The 24917-nt window shown below is 66.4% G+C and carries 18 protein-coding genes; 4 read left to right on the top strand and 14 right to left on the bottom strand.

The genetic code is table 11. The features are described 5' to 3' along the window. Positions 1 to 232 precede the first annotated feature (232 nt). A complete protein-coding gene (locus EV666_RS14730) occupies positions 233 to 1135 on the top strand; it encodes a DUF817 domain-containing protein (protein WP_245514450.1) in 903 nt (300 codons plus the stop codon). Here EV666_RS14730 and EV666_RS14725 read toward each other — a convergent pair whose 3' ends face one another. The 8 genes from EV666_RS14725 to EV666_RS14690 form a co-directional block, all read right to left on the bottom strand. After that, positions 1136 to 1432, bottom strand: a complete 297-nt coding sequence (locus tag EV666_RS14725; protein WP_132009733.1) for a hypothetical protein — start codon at positions 1430 to 1432, stop codon at positions 1136 to 1138. It lies immediately after the preceding gene. A 293-nt stretch (positions 1433 to 1725) separates the two neighbouring features. Beyond that, positions 1726 to 2202 carry a VOC family protein gene (locus EV666_RS14720; protein WP_132009668.1) on the bottom strand — a complete coding sequence of 159 codons (477 nt, stop codon included), beginning with the start codon at positions 2200 to 2202 and terminating at the stop codon, positions 1726 to 1728. Positions 2203 to 2328: 126 nt separating this feature from the next. Further along, positions 2329 to 2700, bottom strand: a complete 372-nt coding sequence (locus EV666_RS14715) for an SUF system Fe-S cluster assembly protein (protein WP_132009754.1) — start codon at positions 2698 to 2700, stop codon at positions 2329 to 2331. A 140-nt stretch (positions 2701 to 2840) separates the two neighbouring features. Continuing rightward, positions 2841 to 4082, bottom strand: a complete 1242-nt coding sequence (locus EV666_RS14710) for a cysteine desulfurase (protein ID WP_132009664.1) — start codon at positions 4080 to 4082, stop codon at positions 2841 to 2843. A 148-nt stretch (positions 4083 to 4230) separates the two neighbouring features. Continuing rightward, positions 4231 to 5550, bottom strand: coding sequence for a Fe-S cluster assembly protein SufD (gene sufD, locus EV666_RS14705; RefSeq protein ID WP_132009661.1), 1320 nt, complete (start codon positions 5548 to 5550; stop codon positions 4231 to 4233). After that, positions 5550 to 6302 carry a Fe-S cluster assembly ATPase SufC gene (gene sufC, locus EV666_RS14700; protein WP_132009658.1) on the bottom strand — a complete coding sequence of 251 codons (753 nt, stop codon included), beginning with the start codon at positions 6300 to 6302 and terminating at the stop codon, positions 5550 to 5552. Before sufC ends, sufD begins: the two co-directional genes overlap by 1 nt. Positions 6303 to 6392: 90 nt before the next feature. Next, a complete protein-coding gene (gene sufB, locus EV666_RS14695) occupies positions 6393 to 7862 on the bottom strand; it encodes a Fe-S cluster assembly protein SufB (protein ID WP_132009655.1) in 1470 nt (489 codons plus the stop codon). 114 nt (positions 7863 to 7976) lie between these two features. Further along, positions 7977 to 9143 carry a cysteine desulfurase family protein gene (locus tag EV666_RS14690; RefSeq protein WP_132009652.1) on the bottom strand — a complete coding sequence of 389 codons (1167 nt, stop codon included), beginning with the start codon at positions 9141 to 9143 and terminating at the stop codon, positions 7977 to 7979. 446 nt (positions 9144 to 9589) lie between these two features. Here EV666_RS14690 and EV666_RS14685 point away from each other — a divergent pair, with 446 nt between their 5' ends. Continuing rightward, positions 9590 to 10297, top strand: coding sequence for an alpha/beta hydrolase (locus EV666_RS14685; protein ID WP_132009649.1), 708 nt, complete (start codon positions 9590 to 9592; stop codon positions 10295 to 10297). 416 nt (positions 10298 to 10713) lie between these two features. On the opposite strand, the gene EV666_RS14680 is transcribed toward EV666_RS14685, so the two are convergent. After that, a complete protein-coding gene (locus EV666_RS14680; protein WP_132009646.1) occupies positions 10714 to 11826 on the bottom strand; it encodes an anhydro-N-acetylmuramic acid kinase in 1113 nt (370 codons plus the stop codon). Between the two features lie 315 nt (positions 11827 to 12141). Further along, positions 12142 to 12690 carry a recombinase family protein gene (locus EV666_RS14675; RefSeq protein ID WP_132009643.1) on the bottom strand — a complete coding sequence of 183 codons (549 nt, stop codon included), beginning with the start codon at positions 12688 to 12690 and terminating at the stop codon, positions 12142 to 12144. Positions 12691 to 13496: 806 nt separating this feature from the next. Here EV666_RS14675 and tyrS point away from each other — a divergent pair. After that, a complete protein-coding gene (tyrS, locus tag EV666_RS14670) occupies positions 13497 to 14789 on the top strand; it encodes a tyrosine--tRNA ligase (RefSeq protein ID WP_132009640.1) in 1293 nt (430 codons plus the stop codon). A gap of 203 nt (positions 14790 to 14992) precedes the next feature. Here the strand turns inward: tyrS and EV666_RS14665 are convergent, their stop codons facing one another. Beyond that, positions 14993 to 18373: a YhdP family protein gene (locus EV666_RS14665; RefSeq protein WP_132009637.1), complete on the bottom strand. Its 3381-nt coding sequence runs from the start codon at positions 18371 to 18373 to the stop codon at positions 14993 to 14995. A gap of 495 nt (positions 18374 to 18868) precedes the next feature. On the opposite strand from EV666_RS14665, the gene EV666_RS14660 reads away from it, so the two are divergent. Continuing rightward, positions 18869 to 19333 carry a peroxiredoxin gene (locus EV666_RS14660; protein ID WP_132009634.1) on the top strand — a complete coding sequence of 155 codons (465 nt, stop codon included), beginning with the start codon at positions 18869 to 18871 and terminating at the stop codon, positions 19331 to 19333. Between the two features lie 78 nt (positions 19334 to 19411). Here EV666_RS14660 and prfB read toward each other — a convergent pair. From prfB to EV666_RS14645, 3 genes are all read right to left on the bottom strand, one after another. Then, a protein-coding gene (gene prfB / locus EV666_RS14655; RefSeq protein WP_132009631.1) for a peptide chain release factor 2 occupies positions 19412 to 20540 on the bottom strand; the annotation gives its coding sequence in 2 pieces (ribosomal slippage) (positions 19412 to 20470 and positions 20472 to 20540; 1128 coding nt in all). Between the two features lie 144 nt (positions 20541 to 20684). After that, the gene (locus EV666_RS14650) at positions 20685 to 23123 is read right to left on the bottom strand and encodes a penicillin-binding protein 1A (RefSeq protein ID WP_132009628.1); all 2439 of its coding nucleotides are present in this window, start codon (positions 23121 to 23123) and stop codon (positions 20685 to 20687) included. A 246-nt stretch (positions 23124 to 23369) separates the two neighbouring features. Continuing rightward, positions 23370 to 24710 carry an N-acetylmuramoyl-L-alanine amidase gene (locus EV666_RS14645; RefSeq protein ID WP_132009625.1) on the bottom strand — a complete coding sequence of 447 codons (1341 nt, stop codon included), beginning with the start codon at positions 24708 to 24710 and terminating at the stop codon, positions 23370 to 23372. Between the last annotated feature and the right edge of the window lie 207 nt (positions 24711 to 24917).

Raw genomic sequence — 24917 nt, 5'->3', positions numbered from 1 at the left:
CGTCGCCGGACATCCGCAAAGCCAGATCGACGAACTGCTGCCATGGGCCTACGCCTCGGACCCAATCAAGGCCGTGGCCTGAGAACAGCGGTTACGCTTTTCCGGCGCGCGAGAACCGTTTATCCCGGATGTGATCGTCCAGCGGACCATGGCCGCGGTTAGCCCGCAAAAGTCAGCTCCGCCCGACGAACTGGCCGCCGGCGGCGAATAATGGATGGAGCGACGGTTTTCCATGAACGATACGCGCGCGCTGGAATTGCGCCTTGGCCAGATGGTGCGCCGGCGCTTGCCCTGGTGCGTGGCCGAGTTCGTCATGTTTGGGCTCAAGCAGGCCTGGGCCTGCCTGTTTGCCGGCCTGCTGCTCGGCGCGATTCTGGTCAGCCGGCTGGTCTGGCATGCGGACTGGCCAGTGGCGCGTTATGATGCGCTGTTTGTCTTCGCCATTGCCGTACAGGCGCTGTTTCTGGCGCTGAAACTGGAAACATGGACAGAGGCGCGGGTCATCCTGGCCTTCCATATCACCGGAACCGCCATGGAATGGTTCAAGGTGAGCGCGGGATCATGGACTTATCCGGAGGCAGGATTTTTCCGCATCATGGACGTGCCGCTGTTTTCCGGCTTCATGTATGCGGCGGTCGGCAGCTTCATGGTCAGGGTCATACGCATCTTCGAAATGCGTTTCACGCCCTACCCGCCATTCTGGTTAACCGTGGCGCTGGCCGTTACCATCTACGTCAATTTTTTCGCGCACCACTTCCTGCCGGATCTGCGCTGGGCGCTGTTCGCCGCCACCATCCTGATCTACGGCCGCACGCGCATCTGGTTCAGGTTGGCGCGCTGGTACTGGATGCCGCTGCCGCTGGCGGCGTTCTTCTCCAGCCTGTTTCTCTGGGTGGCGGAGAACGTTGGCACACGCACCGGCACATGGCTCTACGCGGGGCAACGAACCCCGGAGCTGGCGCCATTTTCCAAGATCGGATCATGGTATCTGCTGCTCTATGTGAGCTTTGTCACCATCTCCCTGGTCACGCGGGAAACCATGACGGGACCGGCGCCCTCGTCTGGCGACGCCGGTTCCGACAAGCATGCTCCGGGAGGCTTCTCCCGCGAAACGGACGCTGTTTCGCGGCGGTGATCAGGCGCGGACGCCGGTGAAACCCCAGCTGCCGATAAAGCCCGCCGATACCTTGCCATCCATGTTGTCGCCAGCGACGCTGCCCTTGAACTCCAGCGTCAGGGGCATGGGGCTGGTGATCTTGATTTTCCAGGAGACATCGTTGCCCGAGGTCTTGCCGTCAAAAATCTCGCCCGCCTCCTGATCGGCGCTCTGCGTTCCCGTCAGCGCGTCGCCGTTGGCAGTCAGATTCACGGTTGAGGTCCGTTCGCCCATTGGGGTCTGCATGGTCAGATTCCAGGCGCCGTCAACAGCCATTACAAACTCCATTTATCGTTGTCGCATACACTGCCCGACACGGGCGTGAGACGCCGCAGCATGCTTTTTCCTGACGGATGAAGCAACTCGTCAGTTGGTAGGACGCTGACCAAATTGGCGACTGCCGGAAAATATCCTGGGCATTGTTCGCACACGCAATGGTTGTCATGTCAACGCGGGCAATTTTTTCAGGCATGCGCGGAGCATCGGTCAGGAAACCGGCCGCCAGCTTCGTTCCGTGGTCTGTCTGACGCTGTCATTAACCATAATGGTTGCGGCTGGGCGCCGATGACTCAGGCGCCCGATATCGGCCAGAGGCCGGGCGTCGCCAGTTCAAGCAGATGACCGTCGGGATCGCGAAAATAAATGCTGTGGCCGCCTTTGGGCCATTCGGTGCGGCCCTCGATGCTGACGCCGCGCGCCCTGAGCGCTCTTTCCCATTGCTCCAGCCCCTCGGGGCTCACCGCGAAGGCGATGTGCTGCTGGATGCGGTCGTCCGGCCGGGTTTTCAGATAACCATGCGGCGGGATAACGCCCCCCGGGAGATGCGCGGTTTCACTGGTGGCGCCGCGCTGGAACAGCAGCAACACGTTGCGGTCGCCTGCGGCGTAGGCCCGGAACCGCCCGTCCGCCACCAGGGCGCGCAAACCGAGGACCTGCTCGTAAAAGGTCGCCGCCCTGCCCAGGTCGTCCACATAAAGCGCGCTTTCCAGCACCTGGCCAAGAGGCGGAGGAATTTGAGGAGGCGGATCGTGGCTGGCGGCGGTCATCCCGGTCTCCTTCCAGAGAGGTTGCATTTCCATGCAGGCCGGGGGATCGCCCCGCCCTGTCAGGAAAATGCGCCCCGCCGGGCAAGGTTCCAGGTCATGCGGAGAGACATGGAGGCGCGCCGGCGCTCACCACATGTCGAGGGCGACGCGGGCTTCGTCGGACATGCGGCTCTGGTCCCACGGCGGATCAAACACCATGCGCACGTCGACGCCCGAGACGCCGGGCACGGCGGCGACAGCGTTTTCCACCCATCCGGGCATTTCGCCGGCCACCGGGCAACCCGGGGCAGTCAGCGTCATGTCGACGTCGACGTGACGCTCGTCACTGATGGCGACGCGGTAAATCAGGCCCAGTTCGTAAATATCGACGGGGATTTCCGGGTCATACACGGTCTTGAACGCCGCGATGAGCTCGTCCGTCAGGCGGTCGATCTCTTCCGGCGGCAAGGTGGACGACGGCGTGACGTCAGGGGCGTTGGGCGCCGGCCCGTCGGTCATCTGGTTCTCGGTCACTTCGTCATCTCCCGGGAGCGGGCTTCCGCAAGGGCCGCTCCTGATCCGGCTGGCGGTCCAGGGGGGTGAAGCCGCCGCTCAAACACGCATTCGAGCCGACGGCATACACCCATGGCGCCGCCATGTCATCCAAACATGCGCTCGGCCTTGCGCAGGGCCTCGACCAGCGCATCAACCTCGTCGCGCGTGTTGTAGAGCGCGAACGACGCCCTGCATGTGGAGGTGGCGCCGAAGCGCGTCAACAGCGGCATGGCGCAATGGGTGCCAGCCCGCACCGCCACGCCGGCCCGGTCGATGATCGTGGCCACGTCGTGGGCGTGAGCGCCGTTCATCTCGAACGACAGGATGGCGCCCTTCCCCGGCGCCCTACCGATGATGCGGATTGAGTTCATCGCGCTCAGTTGCTCGTGGGCGTAAGCGCTGAGATCCGCCTCATGGGCGTGAATGCGGTCGCGGCCGATGGCCTCCATGTAGCGCAGCGCCGCCCCAAGGCCAATGGCCTCGACGATCGGCGGCGTGCCGGCCTCGAAGCGGTGCGGCGGCTCGTTGTAGGTGACCGTGTCCGTGGTCACCGTTTCGATCATCTCGCCGCCGCCATTGAAGGGCGGCATCTTCGCCAGCAGGTCGCGCTTGCCGTAGAGCACGCCGATACCGGTGGGCCCGTAGACCTTGTGGCCGGTGAACACGTAAAAATCGGCGTCGAGATCACGCACGTCGACGTGCTGGTGCACGGCGCCCTGGCTACCGTCCACCAGCACCGGAACGCCCCGCGCATGGGCGATGCGGATCATCTCCTTCACCGGGGCAATGGTGCCCAGCACGTTGGACATGTGGGTGATGGCGACGATTCGGGTGCGGTCGGTCAGCAGCTTCTCGTAAGCGTCCAGGTCGAGCACGCCATTGTCGTCGACCGGAATCCACTTCAGCACGGCGCCCTTGCGCTCGCGGTGGAAATGCCACGGCACGATGTTGGAGTGGTGCTCCATGATCGACAGGACGATCTCGTCGCCCTCGCCTATCGCCATGCGGCCGTAGCTGTCGGCGACCAGATTGATCGCCTCCGTCGCCGAGCGGGTGAAGATAATCTCGTCGGTCGAGGCGGCGTTCAGGAAGGCGCGCACCGCCTCGCGGCCGTCCTCGAACGCCTCGGTGGCGGCGTTGGCCATGTAATGCAGGCCGCGATGGACGTTGGAATAGCCGGTTTCCATCGCCCGGGTCATGGCCTCGATCACCGCGCGCGGCTTCTGGGCCGAGGCGGCGTTGTCGAGATAGACCAGCGGCTTGCCGTAGACCTGCCGGGAGAGAATCGGGAAATCGGCGCGAATGCGCGCGAGGTCGAGGGGCGCGGCGGGCGTGCTGTCTGTCATGGAGACAATCGCGGGGCTGCCCCCGCCCTCCTGAAATTCTGGCTTGAGCGCATGGGAGCCGGCCGGGTGTTTGGAGCCGGAAGCGCCCGATCGCATGCGGCGCCAGGCGCCGCACGCATTGTTCGTAAACGGGATGGCGAAGAGCCGGTCAGCCGCGCGCGGCCAGCCAGCCTTCCACCAAAGCGACGAGGTTGTCGCGCACGTCCTCGCGCGCCACGAACTCCAGCGGCTCGCCCAGGAACGCCTCGACCATCAGCGCCTCGGCCTGCTTGCGCGGCAGGCCACGGGCCATCAGGTAGAACAGCAGATCGTCATCGAGCTGGCCGCACGTGGCGCCGTGGGCGCACTGCACGTCGTCGGCGAAGATCTCCAGCTCCGGCTTGTTGTTCATCGTGGCGTTTTCCGCCAGCAGCAGCGCGGCGGACATCATGCGTCCGTCGGTCTTCTGGGCGTGCTGGCGCACGATGATCTTGCCCTGGAACACGCCGGTGGACTCATCGTCCAGCACCGTCTTGAACAACTCGCGGCTGTTACAGTTGGGCACGGCGTGATCGAGCGTCAGCGTGGTGTCGGCGAACTGACGACCGCGCAGCATGGTGGCGCCGCCAATGGTGATGTCAGCGCCCTCACCCGCGCATCCCAGAAAGATCTGGTGACGCGACATCGCCGATCCCGTGGTCAACCCGAACGAGCTGAAGCGCACATCGGCGCCCAGTGAGACGGACAAGGTCGACACCGCCTGGGCGGCGTCGCCCTCGGCGTTGATCCGGGTGTGATTCACGCGGGCCCCGTCGCCGGCGATGATCTCCACCACCGCATTGACCTGGTAGGCCAGGCCATTGGCGCCGGCATGGGTCTCGACCAGATCAAGGCTGGCGCCGTCATCAACGACGACCAGCACGCGCGGCGCGGACGAGAAGGGCGCGTCGGCGGCATTGGCGAAACGCAGTTGCAGGCCAGCGTCGCCAGCATCCTTCGACACCCGCACGATGGCGCCTTCCGCCATGAAGGCGGTGTTGAGCGCCAGCATGGGGTTGTCCTGGGCCAGCTCCAGCGCGCCAAGGCGGCTTGTCAGGGCGTCGCCCGCCGCCAGCGCGGCGTCCAGCGCCACGATTTCGACGCCAGCGATCGCCGGCGGCTGCGAAACCAGGTAGCCGTTGACGAAATCCAGCGACGGGATCGCCAGCGGCGCCGGGAACGCGGCGTTGCGGGCCAGCACGGTGGCGACAGCGGCGGCGTCTGGCCGGGCGGCCGGCTCCGGCGCGTCGCGCAGCAGGGCGCGCAGGTCGGTGTAATGGAACTCCTCGATCCGGCGGGTCGGCAGACCCGTTTTCTCGAAGCGGTCGAATGCCTCCGTGCGGCGACGCCCGGTTGCGCTGTCGCCTGGCAGGGAGTTGGCGGCGGCCTGGAAACGCGCGATCAGCGCGGTTTCAGCGGCGGTCCGCAATGGCTTCACATCAGCGCCCATTATTCAGCAGCCTGCTGGCGGTAGTCGGCGTAGCCGTTGGCTTCCAGCTCCAGGGCCAGCTCCTTGCCACCGGTGCGGACGATGCGGCCGTTGGCCATCACGTGCACGGTGTCGGGCACGATGTAGTCCAGCAGGCGCTGGTAGTGGGTGATCACCAGGAACGAGCGGTCGGGCGAACGCAGGGCGTTGACGCCATCAGCGACAATCTTGAGCGCGTCGATGTCGAGACCGGAGTCGGTTTCGTCGAGAATGCACAGCTTCGGCTCCAGCAGCGCCATCTGCAGGATTTCCATGCGCTTCTTCTCGCCGCCCGAGAAGCCGAAGTTCAGCGGGCGCTTCAGCATCTCCTGGTTGATCGAGAGCTTTTCCGCCGCCTCGCGCACCCGGCGCATCAGGTCCGGCGTGGTCAGTTCGGCCTCGCCGCGCGCCTTGCGCTGGGCGTTCATCACGGCCTTGAGGAACGTCATGGTGCCGACGCCGGGGATCTCCAGCGGATACTGGAAGGCCAGGAACACGCCGAGGGCGGCGCGTTCGGCCGGATCCAGCTCCAGGATGTTCTCGCCGTCGAGCAGGATCTCGCCGTCCACGACGGTGTAATCCTCCTTGCCGGAGATGACATAGGAGAGCGTCGACTTGCCCGAGCCGTTGGGGCCCATGATGGCCGCGACCTCGCCCTTGTTCACGGTGAGGTTCAGGCCGTTGAGAATGCGCTTGTCATCGATGTCGACGACGAGGTTCCTGATTTCCAGCATGGTGCAATTCCGGTCGTTCGGGCCGGGCGTCGCGTCCTGCGCGCCTGTCCGCGGCCCATTGGGTCTGTTGTTCGGTTTGGGCGGCGGGGGTTAGCCCACGCTGCCTTCCAGCGAGATCGAGATCAGCTTCTGCGCCTCCACCGCGAATTCCATCGGCAGATGCTGCAGGACGTCCTTGACGAAGCCGTTGACGATCAGCGCCACCGCTTCCTCGTCCGACAGGCCGCGCTGCATGCAGTAGAACATCTGGTCGTCGGAAATCTTCGAGGTGGTCGCCTCGTGCTCGAACACCGCCGAGGCGTTCTTCGACTCGATGTAGGGCACGGTGTGGGCGCCGCACTGGTCGCCGATCAGCAACGAGTCGCAATTGGTAAAATTGCGCGCGTTCGACGCCTTGCGGTGGGCGGAAACCTGACCGCGATAGGTATTGTCCGACCTGCCGGCGGCGATGCCCTTGGAGATGATCCGGCTCGTCGTGTTCTTGCCGAGGTGGATCATCTTGGTGCCGCTGTCGACCTGCTGACGGCCGTTGGAGATGGCGATGGAGTAGAACTCGCCATTGCTGCCATCGCCGCGCAGGATGCAGGACGGGTATTTCCAGGTGATCGCCGAACCGGTTTCGACCTGGGTCCACGAAATCTTCGAACGGTCGCCGCGGCAATCGCCGCGCTTGGTCACGAAGTTGTAGATGCCGCCCTTGCCTTCCGCGTCGCCCGGGAACCAGTTCTGCACGGTGGAGTACTTGATCTCCGCATCCTCAAGCGCCACCAGCTCCACCACGGCGGCGTGCAGCTGGTGCTCGTCGCGTTGCGGCGCGGTGCAACCCTCCAGGTAGCTCACATAGGAGCCCTTGTCGGCGATGATCAGCGTGCGCTCGAACTGGCCGGTGTTGCGCTCGTTGATGCGGAAATAGGTCGACAGTTCCATCGGGCAGCGCACGCCCTCGGGGATGTAGACGAACGATCCGTCAGTAAAGACGGCGGAATTCAACGTGGCGAAGAAATTGTCGGAGACGGGCACCACCGACCCCAGGTACTTTTTCACCAGCTCGGGATGCTCGCGGATCGCCTCGGAGATCGGGCAGAAAATGACGCCGACCTTTTTCAGCTCTTCCTTGAAGGTGGTGGCGACCGACACGGAATCGAACACCGCGTCCACCGCGACCTTCGAGGTTTTCACGCCAGCCAGCAGCTCCTGCTCGCGCAGCGGAATGCCCAGCTTCTCGTAGGTCTTGAGGATTTCCGGATCGACGTCGTCGAGCGAATCCGGGCCGGAAAAATTCTTCGGCTCCGAATAGTAATAGGCGTCCTGGTAGTCGATCTTTGGATAATCGACGCGCGCCCATGTGGGCTCGACCATGGTCTGCCAGCGACGGAAGGCGTCAAGGCGCCATTGGGTCATCCATTCCGGCTCATTCTTCCTGGCCGAAATATAACGCACCGTATCTTCCGAAAGGCCCTTGGGGGCCTTTTCGGTTTCAAGCACGGTTTCGAACCCGTATTTGTACTGGTCTACGTCGATCGCCTTGACGCGGTCGACGGTTTCCTGCACGGCGGCCATCTCATCCTCCTGTCACGGCTTCAAGGGCCGTGGGCTGGCCAGTCACGGCGCGCTCCCGAAAGAGCGGCCAAATCAGATTTCAGCGGCGACCCGCCGGTCGCCTGTCGACAGGCGTCATGCGCCCGCCAGCGCGCCCCTGCGCTCGCGCGCGCCAGCCACGCAGGCGGCGAACACGTCGGCGAAGCGCGCAATGTCAGCTTCGGTTGAATTCCAGCCGGTGCTGATGCGCACCGCCCCTCCCGCGATGTCCTTCGTCACCCCCATGGCCTCCAGCACATGGGAGCGCCGGACCTTGCCAGAGGAGCAGGCCGAACCGGACGAGAGGGCGATACCCCGAAGATCGCACTGCATCAACAGGGTCTGCGCTGAAAAGCCGGGCGCCGCGAACGCCGTGACATTGGGGGCGCGCGCCGCGCCTTCGCCAAATATCACCACATCTGGCGCGATCTCCCGCAACCGCCGTTCGGCAAGATGCTGAAGCTCCCGGCAATGGTTGACATTATGCTCCAGCTCTGTGGCGGCAATGCGGGCGGCGACGCCGAAGCCGCTGATTCCGGCGACGTTTTCGGTGCCGGCGCGGGCGCCGCGTTCCTGACCGCCGCCGCGCAGCAGCCGGGTGTCCAGGGTGACGAAGCCGCCGCCGAGGGCAATGGCGCCAACGCCTTGCGGGCCGCCGATCTTGTGCGCCGAAATGAACATTGCGTCCGCGCCATGGGCCGCCATGTCGAGCGGCAGTTTTCCCGCCGCCTGCACGGCGTCACACACCAGAACGCCGCCGCCTGCGTGAAGCAACTCCGCCGCCGCGGCCACTGGCTGGATAACGCCGGTCTCGCTGTTCACCAGCTGAAGGGCGAGCAATGCCGGGCCGTTGGCGTCGAGGTCGGCGCGCAGCCAGTCAAGATCGATGACGCCATCGCCGTTCACCGGCGCATGGCTGACCCGGTCCGCGGCGAAGCCATGACCTTCCAGAACACATGGGTGCTCGGTCGCCAGCACGACCAGCCGCGCCGGCTGCGCCCCATGGAACGACAGGCCGCCGGCGAGCAGCGTATTGGCGGCCTCGGTGCCGCCGCTGGTGAAAATGATGTCCTGGCTGGCCGCGCCCACCAGCGCGGCGACCTCATCGCGCGCCTGTTCGATGGCGGCGCGGGCCCGGCGGCCTTCAGCATGGATCGATGAGGCGTTGCCGGCGACGCACAGGGCATGGACCATCGCCTCGCGCACGGCGGGGCGCGCCGGCGAGGTGGCGTTGTGATCCAGATATGTGCGCGCGCTGCTCATTCGTGCCGCCCCTGAAAGGCCATCGCCCCCCGGCAATGCCAGGCCGGGCGAACGCAATCCTTGCAATGGACCCCTCTCGCCATGTTAAACAGACGCTCGCGCCCGCCCCGCAACGTCTGCGGGCCAGGCGCGGGGAACGCATGGTCATACGTCAGGTTCTGTCGCGGTCAGGCCTCCCGGGCCATGCGCCTCGCCTGCCATATGGGATCCGCGCAAGGCGGGCGCCATACCCATGCGCCGCGACTGGAGCCAGAACGGGATTCTGCTGGACAGCGACCGGTTGGACCCGTGTCGCGCCACGTCCCGGAGACCTGTTGCGAACCGCGTGTTAATGTGCGTAGAACCGTTCTAAGCCCTTTTTAGGCCGACCTGTCCCGAAGTCAAGCGCGCCTGCCGCGCCTTCACGTTCCAGAGGGGCGCGGTCAGCCGCATCAGCAAGGTTGAGTATGCCTGAAGTCATCTTTCCTGGCCCTGCCGGACGCATCGAAGGCCGGTATCACCCGTCAAAGCGCAAGGGCGCGCCGATCGCGGTGATCCTGCATCCGCACCCGCAGTTTGGCGGGACGATGAACAACCAGATCGCCTACAATCTCTATTACACCTATGTGAAACGCGGCTTCTCCGTGCTGCGCTTCAACTTCCGCGGCGTCGGCCGCAGCCAGGGCAGTTTCGACCATGGCGTTGGCGAACTCTCCGACGCCGCCGCGGCGCTCGACTGGGTGCAGTCGATCAACCCGGAAGCCCGCACCTGCTGGATCGCCGGCATCTCCTTTGGCGCCTGGATCGGCATGCAGTTGCTGATGCGGCGCCCGGAGATCGAGGGGTTCATCTCCATCGCCGCCATGGCCAACCGGTATGATTTCTCCTTCCTGGCGCCCTGCCCTTCCTCCGGCCTGTTCGTGCACGGCTCGGAAGACCGGGTGGCGCCGGTGAAGGACGTGGTGCCGGTGATCGAGAAGGTGAAGACCCAGAAGGGCATCCTGCTTGAGCATGCGGTGATCGAGGGGGCCAACCATTTCTTCGACGGCAAGGTCGATGAACTGATCGCGGTCGTGGACGACTATCTCGACAAGCGCCTTGGGGCCAGCGAGGAGGAAACCGCCGCCCTGCCCCCGCCGCCGGACCCGGTTGAGGAAGAGGCCGGGGAAGACTGACCAGGCGCCTGGCCGGACGGCTGGTCTGGAGCGCCTTCGGTGAATACCTGTTCGCAGAAAATGCGCCATCTCACGGGCCTGGGGATTTTCCCCCGAAAGTGGCCTCGCCTTCCCGAAAATGCCCTGGGGCGAGGGAATGCCGGGGATTGTGCTGGAGATCGGAGGGCCGCCTACAGGGCGGCCCTTTGCCGTTCGCCCCGTCGAAAGTTCTCCTGACAAGCTCCCCCCTGGCAAAGCTCCCGCGGACATCCGGGGCAAATGCTGGCGTAATGGTTCGCGCGCGGGCGCCCGGACGGGACGTTTTTGCCCGCCTTTGGCTGCGACGGAAGCGCTGCCGCTCATCCTGGGTAGCGGCTCCAACGTGAAAAATCGCGGGCCGGCGCCGGGTCAGGCTGCGCCGGCGCGCGCTGTTGTCGTCACAGGGGGGGAACGGCAAGTACGCCGCCGGCCAGCGGCGCTGGCGCGCCGGTCGTACCGGGCCAGGTGATCGGCAGGCCGTCGAGGCTGCGGACAGCAAGGTAGGCGAAGGCCTGGGCCTCGATGAAGTCGCCGGTCAGCCGCGCCGCGTCAGCTGCGATGACGCGGGCCTGCAGACGCTCCCGCAGCAGCCGCATCAGTTCAGGGTTGTGGGCGCCGCCGCCGCAGACGATCCAGCAGGCGGGCGGCGGGCCGCCCGAAGCCTCCACCGCCCGGGCGATGGCGCGGACCGTGAAGTGCGTCAGGGTGGCGGCGCCGTCAGGGGCGCCCAGGTGCGCGGCGACGCCGGGCGAGAACCAGTTGCGATCCAGCGACTTCGGCGGCGGCGCGTCGAACCAGGGATGGGCCAGCAACCAGGACAGCAGCGCCTCGTCAGGGGCTCCCGCCGCCGCCGTTGCGCCATCCGCATCCATGGCCGCGCCGGTGCGGGTCCGCATCCAGTCATCAAGCAGGGCGTTGCCCGGACCCGTATCGAACGCCACGAGCGACCCATCGGCATTGATGAACGTGACATTGGCGACGCCGCCGATGTTCAGGAAGGCCACGGGCGCCGACAGGCCCGCCCAGCGCGCCAGCGCGGCGTGGAACACCGGAACGAGCGGCGCGCCCTGGCCACCAGCCGCCACGTCCGCCGCCCGGAAATCGTAAACCACCGGAATGCCTGTGGCGGCGGCGAGGCCGGCTCCATCGCCGAGTTGCACGGTCAGGCGGGCCTGCGGACGATGCAGCACCGTTTGCCCGTGAAGGCCGATAACGTCGATATCCGGTGACGACAGGCCGTTATGAGCCAGAAAAGCCTGGACTGCTTCTGCGTGGGCGGCGGTCACCAGATCTTCCGCCGTCGCAAGGACGCCCGGCCTGTCGTCGCGGCGCGTCAGCGCCGGCGCCTCGGCCATGGCTTGCGCCAGAACAGAACGCTCCGAGGCGCTGTAGGCCCGATAGCCGGTGGGGCCGAAGGCGTGAATGGTCTCGCCATCCGTTTCCAGCAACGCCACATCGACGCCGTCCATGGAGGTGCCGCTCATCAGCCCAATCGCCCGCCGGACCGTCATGGCGCGCCCATCGTCTGGCCATGGCGCGAGCCATCTTTCGCGATAGCGCGGCCTGAAACACGGTGAGGGCCTCGTGACGCCAGAAGGCGTCCGGCCGGGCGGAAAAATGCGTCAGTCCAGAACGGCAGGGGAGAACTCCATTTCAGGATGATCGGCCGACCAGGGGCAGGCGTGTTTGCGTCGCAAGGCAAACACCTGTTGTCCGATCGTAGCAGTATTCCGGGCCGTGCGGGAGCGGCAGGCGCGCGCGGGCGCGGCAAGCCTGGTGATCGTTGCGTCGGGGCCGCGCCTCCGTGTGTTTCCCGCCTGGCCGGCCTATGTTTCCTGGAGAATCCGGTAGATCGTCGCGGTGGAGACGCCGAAGCGCCGCGCGACCTGGCGGGTGGACATGCCCTGCTCGGTCACGAGGCGTTGGGCGCGCTCCCGCTGCGCGCCGGTCAGGACGGCCGGGCGTCCGCGCTGTCGCCTCTCCGGCCCGTCCCGGCGCGATTCATCAGACGCTTCGGGCGCGTTGGGTGGGGCCGGGTGGCGGATGCGCTCCGCGAGATATCTGGACACCGGCAGCAATGCGTCGCCGAGCGGCGTGCCGGGCGTGACGTCGTTTTCGCCCACCTGGATGGCGGCGCCGGTTTTCGAAACCTTTTCAAGCGCAGCGACGATTTCTTCGAGGCTGTCCCCAAGCCTTTCGAGAGATTGAACTAAAAAGACGTCGCCCTGCCGGAGAAAGGCGATCGCATGCGCGAGCGTTGGCAGCCGGCTCTCTGGCGTTGCGGCCAGGAAGACACGTTCGGCGCCGCATGATTCCAGGAAAGCTTCGTCGCTGACATGCTCCTCCTGGGCGGCCAGTCCAAAACCAATGCGCACCTCCTCCCCCCCACGTTCAGTCTTTCAGGCAGGCTTTCCCTCATCTTTCATGCATTCATGCGCGCATGGCTCAGAAGGCCCGCCCTATTTTCCAGTCTTGCCCCAGTTTCGTGCGTCGGTATCCCGCGATCCGCTGCATGCTTCCTCAAGGAGACGAGCGGGTGAACCCCATGTATCTGGTATGGCCCATACCTATATCCAGATGTCTGGTCGGAATTTTTCGTGACAGCGATGACTTCGCATAATTGCATAAATATTTTGCATAATTGCAAATTTTGAGAATTTTGCGAGTCAGCGCAAGTTACTACGGCAGGGGGTGCATGTGAAAGCGTGTATTTGACGACTGGTTTGCATGCGCCTTGACATGGCCTGGCGCGTCGCGGGCGTAAGCTTGACCATATCTGCAGGATTAATTCGCATAATCAGAGGCATGAAGGCCATGGGCGGACGCCGCCCGCCCATGCAGCCACGCGCAGTCCACAGCGTCGGGCGCGCCGGGTTCCTGGCCTGTCCCCGGTCCCGCCCCGCCCGCCCGACGCGCCATGGCGGTCCTGTCCCCGGGGGCGTGAGAGCGAATGATTCGCGCCGCCACGGCCTGTCAACGCGCCGGCAGGCGTGATCCCGCGTGATCTCGCGCCGCAAAGGTGTTACATGCGCGCCAGCCAAATTTTGCGTTACCCGCGCCGGCCCCCCCAACGCCTTCCGCGATGCGCGGCAGGCAAGATGGCCGGATCGGGAGGCCGGGCGGCGCCCGGCCCTGATGGGCAGGTTTGACCTTTGCCAGAGCTATAGAGGTGAGCGAACTGATGACCGCGCCAAAATCCGACTTCCTGCGCGTCCTGACGGAACGCGGTTACATCCACCAGTGCTCGGACCTGCCGGGGCTGGACGAGAAGGCGGCGACGGGTCAGCTCACCGCTTATGTCGGTTATGACTGCACGGGCCCCTCGTTGCATGTGGGCCATCTGCTGTCGATCATGATGCTGCACTGGTTCCAGCAAACCGGCCACCGGCCGATCGCCCTGATGGGCGGCGGCACCACCCGCGTCGGCGACCCCTCCGGCAAGGATGAGAGCCGCAAGATCCTGACCCTGGAGCAGATCGGGGAGAACAAGCAGAGCCTGCGCACGGTGTTCTCCCGCTTCATCGACTTCGGCGGCGGCCAGGATGGTCTGGAGCCGGCCCCGCACGGCGCCGGCGCGGGGGCGGCCGCCTTCATGGTCGACAACGCCGAGTGGCTGGCGCCGCTGAACTACATCGATTTCCTGCGCGACGTCGGCAAGCACTTCTCCGTCAATCGCATGCTCAGCTTCGATTCGGTGAAGACCCGCCTGGAGCGCGAGCACGAACTGTCGTTCCTGGAATTCAATTACATGATCCTCCAGGCCTACGACTTCGTCGAACTGAGCAAGCGCCACGACTGCGTGCTGCAGATGGGCGGATCGGACCAATGGGGCAACATCATCAACGGCATCGACCTCGGCCGTCGCATGGGGCGCCCCCAGCTTTACGCCCTCACCTGCCCGCTGATCACCACCGCCTCCGGGGCCAAGATGGGCAAGACCGCCAGCGGCGCCGTCTGGCTGAAGGGCGACATGCGCAGCCCTTATGAGTACTGGCAGTTCTGGCGCAACACCGAGGATGCGGACGTGGCGCGCTTCCTCAAGCTGTTCACCGTGCTGCCGCTGGACGAGATCGCCAGGCTGGCGGCCCTGGGCGGCAGCGAGGTGAATGAGGCCAAGAAGATTCTGGCCACCGAAGCCACGGCCCTGCTGCACGGCCGGGCGGCGGCTGACCAGGCGGCGGAAACGGCGCGCAAGACCTTCGAGGAAGGCGCGCTTGCGGCGGATCTGCCCAGCGTCACCCTGGCCGTCGCCGACCTCAGGGCGGGGCTTGGCGTGCTTTCCGCCTTCGCCAGCGCGGGGCTGGTCGCCTCCACCAGTGAGGCGCGCCGCCAGATCAAGGCCGGCGGCCTGCGCGTCAATGATGTGGTGGTGACCGACGAACGGGCGGCGCTGACGGAAGCCGCCCTCACCGGCGACGGCGTTATCAAGCTTTCCTTCGGAAGGAAGAAGCACGTGCTGCTGCGCTTCGCCTGAAGCCGGTCCTGCAACAATGAACATGAGGGGCGGTCTGCGGGCCGCCCTTTTTTCATGCGCCGCTTCTGCCCATGCATCGCTCTCCCGCACGCTGGTCCGCTCACGCGCAGGCTGCTCCTCCAGAGCTGCCCGGCGAAGCCTGACGCTCGCGCGCTTCTTTGCGGTTGCAAGCTTTCCCGGGGAAAAAAGCTCCGCCTTATGCGCTAGGGAACGCGACCGGGGGGCGTTGGCGGCGCCTGTTGCGCCTGACCCGCGCCATCTGGCGTGAACACTTCCAGAAACTTGCGGAAGATGCCCGGCGCCACGGCGGTGAGCGGGTTGACCGTCAGGGTCGGCGCGCTGGCTGGCCCGGTGATGCGGAAGCTGACCGCGAACAATCCCTCATTGGCGCCGCCGCCGATCAGCGGCCCCACCAGCGGGATGCGGGCAAACGCATTGTTGAGGGCGTAAGCGGGGATGAACGTGCCGGTCAGATCGGTGCGGTCCCGCGCGAAATCGACGGTTCCATCAAGCTTGATGCCAACCTGCGGTCCCCAGATAATGCCGTCGCGCAGCTGCACCCTGCCGGCCCGGCGATCGAACGAGCCTTGCAGGCGCTGAAACGGCACCTCCGATACGTTAATGCGTTTGGAGCCGGCGGCCGGCTGGGCGGCGACAATGCGCCCGAGGGCGGGTTCATCCCGCAACGTGAAGCGCGCCACATCGATCGAGCCGGTCTGGGTTCTGCGGCCGAGCTGGGCCGAAATGACCAGATCACCGCCATACATGCGCCGGTAAAGATCAGCGAAACGGAGCAGCGCGCCGGCGTTTGCGGCCCGGACCTCCAGGTTTTCCGTCCCCGCCCCCTGCGGCGAAAGACGCAGCGAAGCCGAAGCCTGGCCAAAGCGCCCGTCCATGGCCGCCTGGCGCACCTGGCCGCCGCGGGAGGTGAGTTTCAGCGTGGCGTTGGTGAGCGATTCATCATTGAAGCCCGCGAGGATGGCGGCAGAGAGATCCAGATCGATCTTCGGCGCGCCGGCGCCGCTGGCCGGGGCGCCCTTGCCGCCGTCATCGGTGACGATGGCGCGCACCATTGGTCTGGCGTCGATGAACTGGCCGCGCACATTTACCTTGTAGACGTCCTCAACCCGCTCGACATCGACGCGCATGTTGTCGCTGGGCGACATGCGGAAGCTGGGAAAGCGCAGCCGCTGGAAGCCGCCTTTGGCGTCGACCTCCATCACGCCCTTGCTGGCGGAAACATTGCCGGCTTCCAGCGCAAGGTCGGAAAGTCGCCAGGCCCCCCGCTGGGTCTCCAGCAGAAATGTCAGCCGGCCAGGCTTTCCGGCGGGCTTGGACCAGCCGGGCAGCAGTTCGACGATGCGCGCGCGCGCCAGGTCCACGTCGATGCGCTGGCCGCCGGCCTTCGTCGCATCCTGCCCGGCGGCGTCGTCCAGCGGCAGGGCGGCGTGAATGGTCACCGGTCCTGAAAAACCGGAGCCCAGATTGACGTTGAAGCGGGCCCGGGCGGCGTCATCAAGCGTCGCCGCGACCCGGATTTCACCGCCGGCGCGGCTTTTGCGCGGCTGCCGCAGGTCGATATTGACCGGCGCGGCGGCGATGCGCCCGTCGCCTTTCAGCTGGCTCTGGGCGTCATCGACCAGCACCTGGAAGGAGCCGGCCTCGAGGCCGTGCTCGCCCATGACGCGGGTGATGGCGACGTCGCTGAGCGAGCCGGAAATCCGCGGCTGGACCTCGACGGCCTCGGTCGCCGGCTTCAGGGGAATTGTCAGCCCCACATCCAGTTGCGCTTGGCCGCTGACCCGGGCGGGGTCAATCGGCGCGGCGCCGAGCCCGGCGCTGGCCATCACGCGCATGAGGGTCGGCAGGTCGCCGCTGACGTGGAAGGCGACATCGGCGGATGGCACAGGCCGCTGCGCCGAATGGATGACCACCTCGCCGCCGGATATGGGCAACGCCGGGCCGTCGGCGGGCGTCATCCGCGCCTCCTGCACGGCGATGCGGGCCTCAACGCCGGTGACGGCTGCGGTGGCGGAGGCGTGAACCGGCGGAGTGTCGGGCGAGGCGCGCCACATGGCGTCGCGCATGGCCACGTCGACCGTCAGTTCCCCGGCGCGCATGGGCATGCGCTGCCGCGCCTTCAGAATGTCGTCGCGGGTCATGCGCACGCGCACGTCAAAACTGTCCACATGGCCGGACATGAACGTGCGCCCCATGTAATCGCGCACGGCCCGGGCGGCGAAGGACGGCCACATGGCGAGGGCGGCGCGCGTGTCGGCGTTCTTGCCGACAATATCAAGGTTGACCCCATCGCCGGTGGCGACGCCGCCCAGCTGGCCGGTCACCGAGACCAGTCCCAGTCTGGTCGCGACATCAAACTGGTCGATGCGGGCTCCCCCATCGCTGGAGCCGGCCAGGCGCGCGGTGATGCGGTCAACTGGCAGCGGCGCGTCGCCTGGCCCGAAGGGCGCCGCCAGGGCGTCCGTGGATGTCAGCGCCAGTCGCCACTGGTCATCGCCCTCGCCGCGCTCCAGCGCCCCCGACGCGGTGACGTGGTAGCCGTCCCAGGCGGCGTGAAGGCGTTGAATGTCGAACTTCTGCTCAGCGGGCCGCCAGCTCGTTTCCAGCTCCGCGGCGTTCATGGTGAACTGCGGCATGTCCGGGTCATCGGTGTGGATCACCGCTGGAGCGCCGCGCACCCTGGCGACAAGATCCACCAGAACGCCGTCGGAGCGCACCGCGCCCATGATCGAGCCCGAGAGGGGCATGTCCGTCCACACCGCCTTGTCGCGATGGCTGAACGCCTGGAGGTCGGACACGGGGACGTCGCGGAACGTGACGTTGGCGACGCGCTTTTCTCCGCCGCGCCCGGATACGGCGCCGTCGAGGCGCCAGCGGCCCTTGCCGCCCGTCAGTTCAAACGAAAAATTGCGCAGATTGTCCTTGGGCCGGCTGAAGCTCAGGTCCGCGTCGCTAAACCGGAAGCGCTCGGCGCCATCCGCCCCGACGAGGATGACGCGCGCATCGCTGATGCTGGCGGTGTCGATGCCGCCAAGCAGGCCGTCGCTCTGGGTCAGCAGCTCGATGGCGGAGGCAACGCCCCTGGCGAGGATATCGGGCAATTGGGGCGCCGCCGCCGCAGCGCCGCCCGTGGCGGGTGAAGTTGCGACGGCTGGCTCCGTTTCGGCGCCCGCCTGAAACGAAATTTCGCCTTCCGCCCCCATGGCCAGCCGCAGCGCCAGACCGCGGAACTCAATGGAGCGCGGCCGGAACTGGCCCCAGACCAGGCTCCATGGATCGACAGAGACGGTGGCTTCCGGCGCGGCGATGGCCCGTTGGCCATCCGGCGCGATGATGGCGACGCCCTGCAGGGTGAGCGCCGGATTGAGACCGGCGTGATTGATGGCGGCGGCGTTGATGCGCGCCTCCCATCCATTGCCAATCTGCCGGTTCATGGCGGCCGCCACGCGTTGGGACAGCCCCTCGATGGCGATGGGGCCGATAGCCAGGCGCACGGCGAGCACGCCCGCGAGCAACACCGCGAAACAGGCGCTGACGGCGACCAGCAGGCTGGCTGCGCGCACGGAACGCCGGGCAAGGCTCCGGCGCGCGCCGTGCGGCGCGCCGCCCGCCTGACTGGCGGGGCGGCGCGCTGAAGCCTCGCGTTTTTTCCGGCGCAGTCTGAAGCGCGTGGGCGGGGTCAACCTTGGCAACCGGGGGCATTCCCTTCGTTCAGGCGTACGGTAAGGTCAGGCAAGGTCCAGACGGGCTGAACCAGCTGCCCCCCTGTTGTCTGACGCCCCCATGATGCTGGCGTCTGCGTGACGTCGGCGCCCCTCGCCCGGGACGCCCGGCCTGGCGCGCCCGGCGGGCAAGCTCCAGGGCGCCGCCCTTGCGCCGGGCGCCGCCGGGCGGGATGGGGCTGGCGGTCTGGCGCGGAATGATGAACCTGTGCTCCAGAGCAATATGATTCCCGGCCTGCCGGCCACATTTTTCAGAATGCCGGTTACAAATGGATAACGTTCGCAATCCGTCCGGCGTCCGGATTCTGCCGGGATTCTCCCTGGAAAGGAATGCGTATGCCGCTTAAAGAAGGCTTTCTGGCGCCGGATCTCCGGCTGCCCCTGGGCGCTGGCGGGGAAGTTTCGCTCGCTGGTCTCAGGGGTCGGAAGGTGGTCGTGTACTTTTACCCAAAGGACAATACGCCAGGCTGCACCACGGAGGCGCTGGAGTTCAACGCCCTGAAACCGCAGTTCGAGGCGGCGGGCGTGACGGTGATCGGCGTTTCGCCCGATGCGGTCGCCTCCCACCAGAAGTTCGCGGCGAAGCATGGGCTGGACATCGCCCTTGCCGCCGACCCGGAGCAGACGACGCTGGCGGCATGGGGCGTCTGGGTGGAAAAAAGCATGTATGGCCGCAAGTACATGGGGGTGGAGCGCACCACCGTGCTGATCGGCGCCGATGGCAAAATCATCCGCATCTGGCGCAAGGTGAAGCCTGCGGGCCACGCCGCCGAAGTGCTGGCGGCGGCGCGCGCCGCCTGAGAGCGCGTTTCGGAACGCGGCAAGCAAAAGGCCCGGTCCTTGCGGAGCCGGGCCTTCTGATGTTCGGGCAAAACCCGTTCAGTCGATGTCTTCCACTTCGGCCGCGCCGCCATAGACACGGTGCGCCAGGGCGGCTTCGACGAAGGGATCGAGATCGCCGTCGAGCACGTCGTCCGGGCTGGTGGACTGCACGCCGGTGCGCAGGTCCTTCACCAGCTGGTAGGGCTGCAGCACATAGGAGCGCAGCTGGTGGCCCCAGCCGATATCCGTCTTGGCGGCGGTTTCGGCGTTGGCCTTCTCCTCGCGCTTCTGCAGTTCCAGCTCGTACAGCCGGGCGCGCAGCATGTTCCACGCCGTGGCGCGGTTCTTGTGCTGGGAGCGCTCCTGCTGGCAGGCCACCACGATTCCGGTGGGAATGTGGGTGATGCGCACCGCCGAGTCGGTGGTGTTGACGTGCTGGCCGCCGGCGCCAGAGGCGCGGAAGGTGTCGATGCGGCAATCCGATTCGTTGACGTCCACCTGGATGCGGTCGTCCACCACCGGGTAAACCCAGGCGGAGGCGAAGCTGGTGTGGCGCCGGGCGTTGGAATCGAACGGCGAAATCCGCACCAGGCGATGCACGCCGGACTCGGTCTTCAGCCAGCCATAGGCGTTATGCCCTTTAATCTGGAGCGTGGCGCCCTTGATGCCGGCTTCTTCGCCAGCGGTGTATTCGATCACGTCGACCTTGAAGCCCTTGCGCTCGGCCCAGCGGGTATACATGCGCAGCAGCATGCTGGCCCAGTCCTGGCTTTCGGTGCCGCCAGCGCCCGAGTGCACTTCCAGATAGGTGTCGTTGGCGTCCGCCTCGCCGGAGAGCAGGGTCTCGATCTGGCGTTTGCCGGCTTCAGCCGCGATGGCGCGGATCGCCTCCTCGCCCTCGGTGACGATATCCGCGTCGCCTTCCGCCTCGCCCATGTCGATGAGCTCGATGGAATCGCCGAGGTCGCGCTCCATGCGCTCGATGGCGCCGATGCGCTCTTCCAGATCGGTGCGCTCGCGCATCAGCTTCTGGGCCGCGTCCGCGTCGTTCCAGAACTCGGGAGATTCAGAAAGGGCGTTCAGCTCTGCGAGACGTTTGACGGCGACATCCCAGTCAAAGATGCCTCCTCAGCAGTCCCACGGACTGCTTGGCCGCTTCTGCCAGCGATTGGATTTCTGCACGCATGTCGGTTCTTTTCTGGATACGCAAAAACGCTTGAACATTCGGAGCGGGACTGCCCGCCGCGATCAGGCTCTAGCCGCACCGGCCGCTCATGTAAACCGCCGCCCGGCCGTGCGCCATGGGGCAGAAGCCCGCCGACGGGGAGGATCAGAAGCCCCCGCCTCCACCGTCATATTCCTGCGGCGCCGGCTGGTACGCCTGGGGCGACGCCTGCGGACGCGGAGCGGATTCACCTCCAGCCACATAGTCCGGGGGCGCGGTGCCAGGCTTGAAGGCCTCCAGAATCACGGCGCCGCCTTCGCCGCTGGCGCGCAGGCCGGTTTTGGCGTTGACCTTCACCAGCTTGATGCCTGGCGGCACGCGGAATGGCGTGGCCGGCTTGTCCTTCAGCGCCATGTTGAGGAAGTCGCGCACCACGGGCGCGGCCAGATGGCCGGCGGTGACGCGACCGCCCAGCGACCGGGGCTGATCATAGCCGAGGTAAACGCCAACGGCGAGATCCGGCGAAAAGCCGACGAACCACACGTCCTTGGCGTCATTGGTGGTGCCGGTCTTGCCCGCCAGCGGTTTGCCCACCGCCTTCAGCATGGTGGCGGTGCCGCGCTGCACCACGCCTTCCAGAATATGGGTGATCTGGTACGCGGTGAGCGGATCGATGACCTGCTCGCGCCGGTCGATCAGCGTCGGCTCCGACTGGTTGGCCCAGTGGTCGGCGTTGCAGCCTTCACAGATGCGCTCGTCGTGACGGTAGATCGTCTTGCCCCAGCGGTCCTGAATGCGGTCGATCAGCGTCGGCTTGATGCGCTTGCCGCCGTTGGCGAACATCGAATAGGCCGCCGTCATGCGCATGACGGTGGTTTCGCCGGCGCCCAGCGACATGGGCAGATATTTCTGCAACTCGTCATAGACGCCGAAGCGACGGGAATACTCGGCGATCAGCGGCATGCCGACGTCGCGCGCCAGGCGCACGGTCATGACGTTGCGCGATTGCTCGATGCCATAGCGCAGGGTGTGCGGGCCGGAGAACTTGCCGCTGTAGTTCTCTGGCCGCCATGGCGGCAGGCCGGGCCCCTGTTCGATCTCGATCGGCGAATCGTAGACGGTGGTGGACGGGGTGTAGCCGTTGTCCAGCGCCGTGGCGTAAACGATCGGCTTGAACGAGGAGCCTGGCTGGCGCTGCGCCTGGGTGGCGCGGTTGAACTCGCTCTGGTCGAAGGAGAAGCCGCCGACCATGGCGAAGACGCGGCCGGTCAGCGGGTCCATCGCCACCATGGCGCCGGAGATCGCCGGAATCTGGCGCAGGCGATAGAAGCCAGGCTTCTTTTCGATGGGCTCGGCGTAAATGACGTCGCCAGGCGACAGGAAGGCGCCGGGCTTGCCCTTGCGCGTCCAGCGCACGCCGTCGGCGTCGATCTGGCCGGTGACGCGGCGCGTATCGAGCGAGCCATTGCCGTTGCGCTCCGGCTGCAGGCCGATGCGCACGCCGGCGGCGCTGCTGTCCAGCACCACGGCGAGACGCCAGGGCTGCACGTCGGTCAGGGTCTTCTGCTCGCCCAGGGCCTTGCCCCAGTCCGCCGTCTCCCGCAGGTCGATCCTGTCCACCACCCCATGCCAGCCGCGCGCTTCGTCGTAACGCACCAGACCGTCGACCAGCGCCTTGCGGGCCATGGCCTGCATGGTCGGATCGAGCGTCGTGCGCACCGAGAGGCCGCCGTCGTACAGCTTCTTCTCGCCGTAGCGCTCGGCGATCTCGCGGCGCACTTCCTCGGCGAAATAGCCGGCGGCGTAGGTGTTGGGAGAAAGCGAGCGCGGCGAGACGCCCAGCGGCTGCCTGCGGGCCTGGTCGGCCTGCTCGCGGGTGATGTAGTCGTTCTCGTACATGCGCTCGATCACCCAGTTGCGGCGATCGGTGGCCGCTGCGGTGTGGCGGAACGCGTTGTAATTGTTGGGCGCCTTGGGCAACGCCGCCAGATAGGCGGCCTCGGCGACGGTCAGTTCGTGCACCGATTTGCCGAAATAGTTCAGGGCGGCGGCGGCGACGCCATAGTTGCCTGAACCCAGATAAATCTCGTTCAGATACAGCTCGAGAATCTTGTCCTTGGTGTAGGCGTTCTCGATGCGCAGGGCGACCAGCGCCTCTCGGATCTTGCGCTCGTAGCTGCGCTGGTTGCCGACAAGGAAGTTCTTCGCCACCTGCTGGGTAATGGTCGAGGCGCCCTGCTCGCGCTGGCCCGAGCTCTTGCGGCCGACGTTCTGCACCACGGCGCGCAGGGTGCCGAAGGGGTCGACGCCAACGTGGCTGTAGAAATTTTTGTCCTCGGCCGAGAGGAAGGCGGCGACCACCTGGCGCGGAATCGCCTGGATCGGCAGGAACAGACGCCGCTCACGCGCATATTCGGCCAGCAGCCGGCCGTCGCGGGCGTGGAAGCGGGTCATCACCGGCGGCTCGTAGTCGCGCAGCTGGGTGTAGTCCGGCAGATCCTGGGAATAATGCCAGATGAAATAGCCGACCACAGCGGCGCCCACGACCGTGACCGTGAAAGCCAGCCCGAAGAGAAATGCGATGAAACGCAAAACAAAACGCATGCGAAACTGGCCCGCCGTCTGCCATTGACCGGACGCCGCGATGCCGCGGCCCGGAGGGAATGCGCGTTAACGATACGCGTGTTTACATGGTGGCGCGCGCCGGCGCGAGTCAGGGGCGGCCATCATGATTCCTATTGCCGAACGCCGTTGTTGAATATCAAAAGCGATGTGTGCGGCAAGATTCCGGCGGCGCGCGACAAATCCGCCGCAGGAGACGCGAACGGGGTACGGCGGGGAGCGCCGCCGTCAGGGGATAATTCCCGGGGCGGTCATCGACCGTCGCCCGTCAAAATACTGGTTGATCGCCTTGGCCAGCGCGGCGGTGGTGCGGTCGCGCCACCCTGGCGAATTCATCAGGTCGGCGTCGCGGGTGCTCGAAAGATAGCCGATTTCCAGCAGCGCCGACGGCGTGTCCGGCGCGGTGAGAACGATGAACCGCGCCGAACGGTGCGGGTTCTTGTTCATGCGGATCACCTGGCTGAGGCCGCCGACGAGCCTGGTCGCCAGCACGTTGGAGAAGGCCCTGGTTTCCCGCATGGTGAGGTCAAGCAGGATGTTCGCCACCTGATCGTTGTCGACCTGGGAGGTGACGCCCGCTGCGCGGTCGGCGTCGTTTTCCTTGTCGGCAAGCTGGGCGGATTCCGTGTCCGTGGCCAGTTTCGAGCCGGTATAGATGGTGGCGCCGCGCACGCCGGGGCTCTCGCGCAGAATGTCGGCGTGCACCGAGAGGAACAGGGCCGCCCGGTGTTGCTGGGCGATGCGCACCCGGTCACCCAGGGATACAAACACATCGTCTTCACGCGTCATGATCACGCGATAGCGCCCCGTGGCCTCAAGGTGTTCGCGCAACCGCTGCGTGAAGGCGAGCACGATGTCCTTCTCGACCAGTCCGGCGGAATTGATGGCGCCGTTATCGAGGCCGCCGTGGCCTGGGTCGAGCACGATCACCGGTCGCCGGTCGGCGTTGTCCGGCGGCGCCACGGCGGCGGGCGGCGGAGCCTGCCCGGCGCCCTGCCCGGCCGCCAGGCGGGCTTCCTTGTGGAAATAGGCCCGGTCGACGCGCGTGATGTCGATCTCCAGGCGCGGCAGGGCGTTGTCCGGCTGGACCGAGGTGACGCGGGTGACGGCGGCGGGCGCGGCCAGATCGATGACGATGCGGGATTTTCCCGGCGCGAACACGCCGTAGCGGAACGAGCTGGCGAGGCCCTTGCCGTGACGGCCGGCGCCCTGGGGCAGCTGGAAATTGACGGCGGGCAACTCGATGACAGCCCGGTCCGGGCGCTCCATGACGAAAGCGCGGGCCTTCACCGGGCGCGAGATGGTGAAGCTCAAGGTGGTGACGTGGTTGTCGCCTGTCACGCTCACGGCGTTGGTGACGGCCCGCGTCTCCGCCGGGGCCGACGCCTGCGCGGGGGGCGCGCTGACGGCGGAGCCGGCGTCGGGCGTCGCCTGGGCCGCGTGGCCGGCGACGGCGAGCGCAACGGAAAGCGCAACGGCGATCGCCCGGTCGCGCTTCAGTCTGGCGGCTGGCTCGCCCTGGCGCCGTTTCGCTGTTTGCCCTTGCGGCGTCTGCGTCCCGTCCTGCATGCAGCCTGCTATAATACAGTTCTGGCCCTGCTTTAAGAGCCTGCCGTCGATTGCCGGAGAGGTCGAACCGGCGGTGCATCCCTCGCGGCGCCGAAAATGTTGTCAGAATCAACAGCCTGGCGGTGATTGCCCCTTAACCTGCGCGATCCGGCCGCAAACTGTCCCGATCCCGACTGCGGGATTCCGGGACAGGTCGCCTGAACCTGA

The sequence above is a fragment of the Camelimonas lactis genome (assembly GCF_004342915.1).
GTDB classification, from domain to species: domain Bacteria; phylum Pseudomonadota; class Alphaproteobacteria; order Rhizobiales; family Beijerinckiaceae; genus Camelimonas; species Camelimonas lactis.
This window is presented reverse-complemented; position numbering and strand designations above follow the sequence as displayed.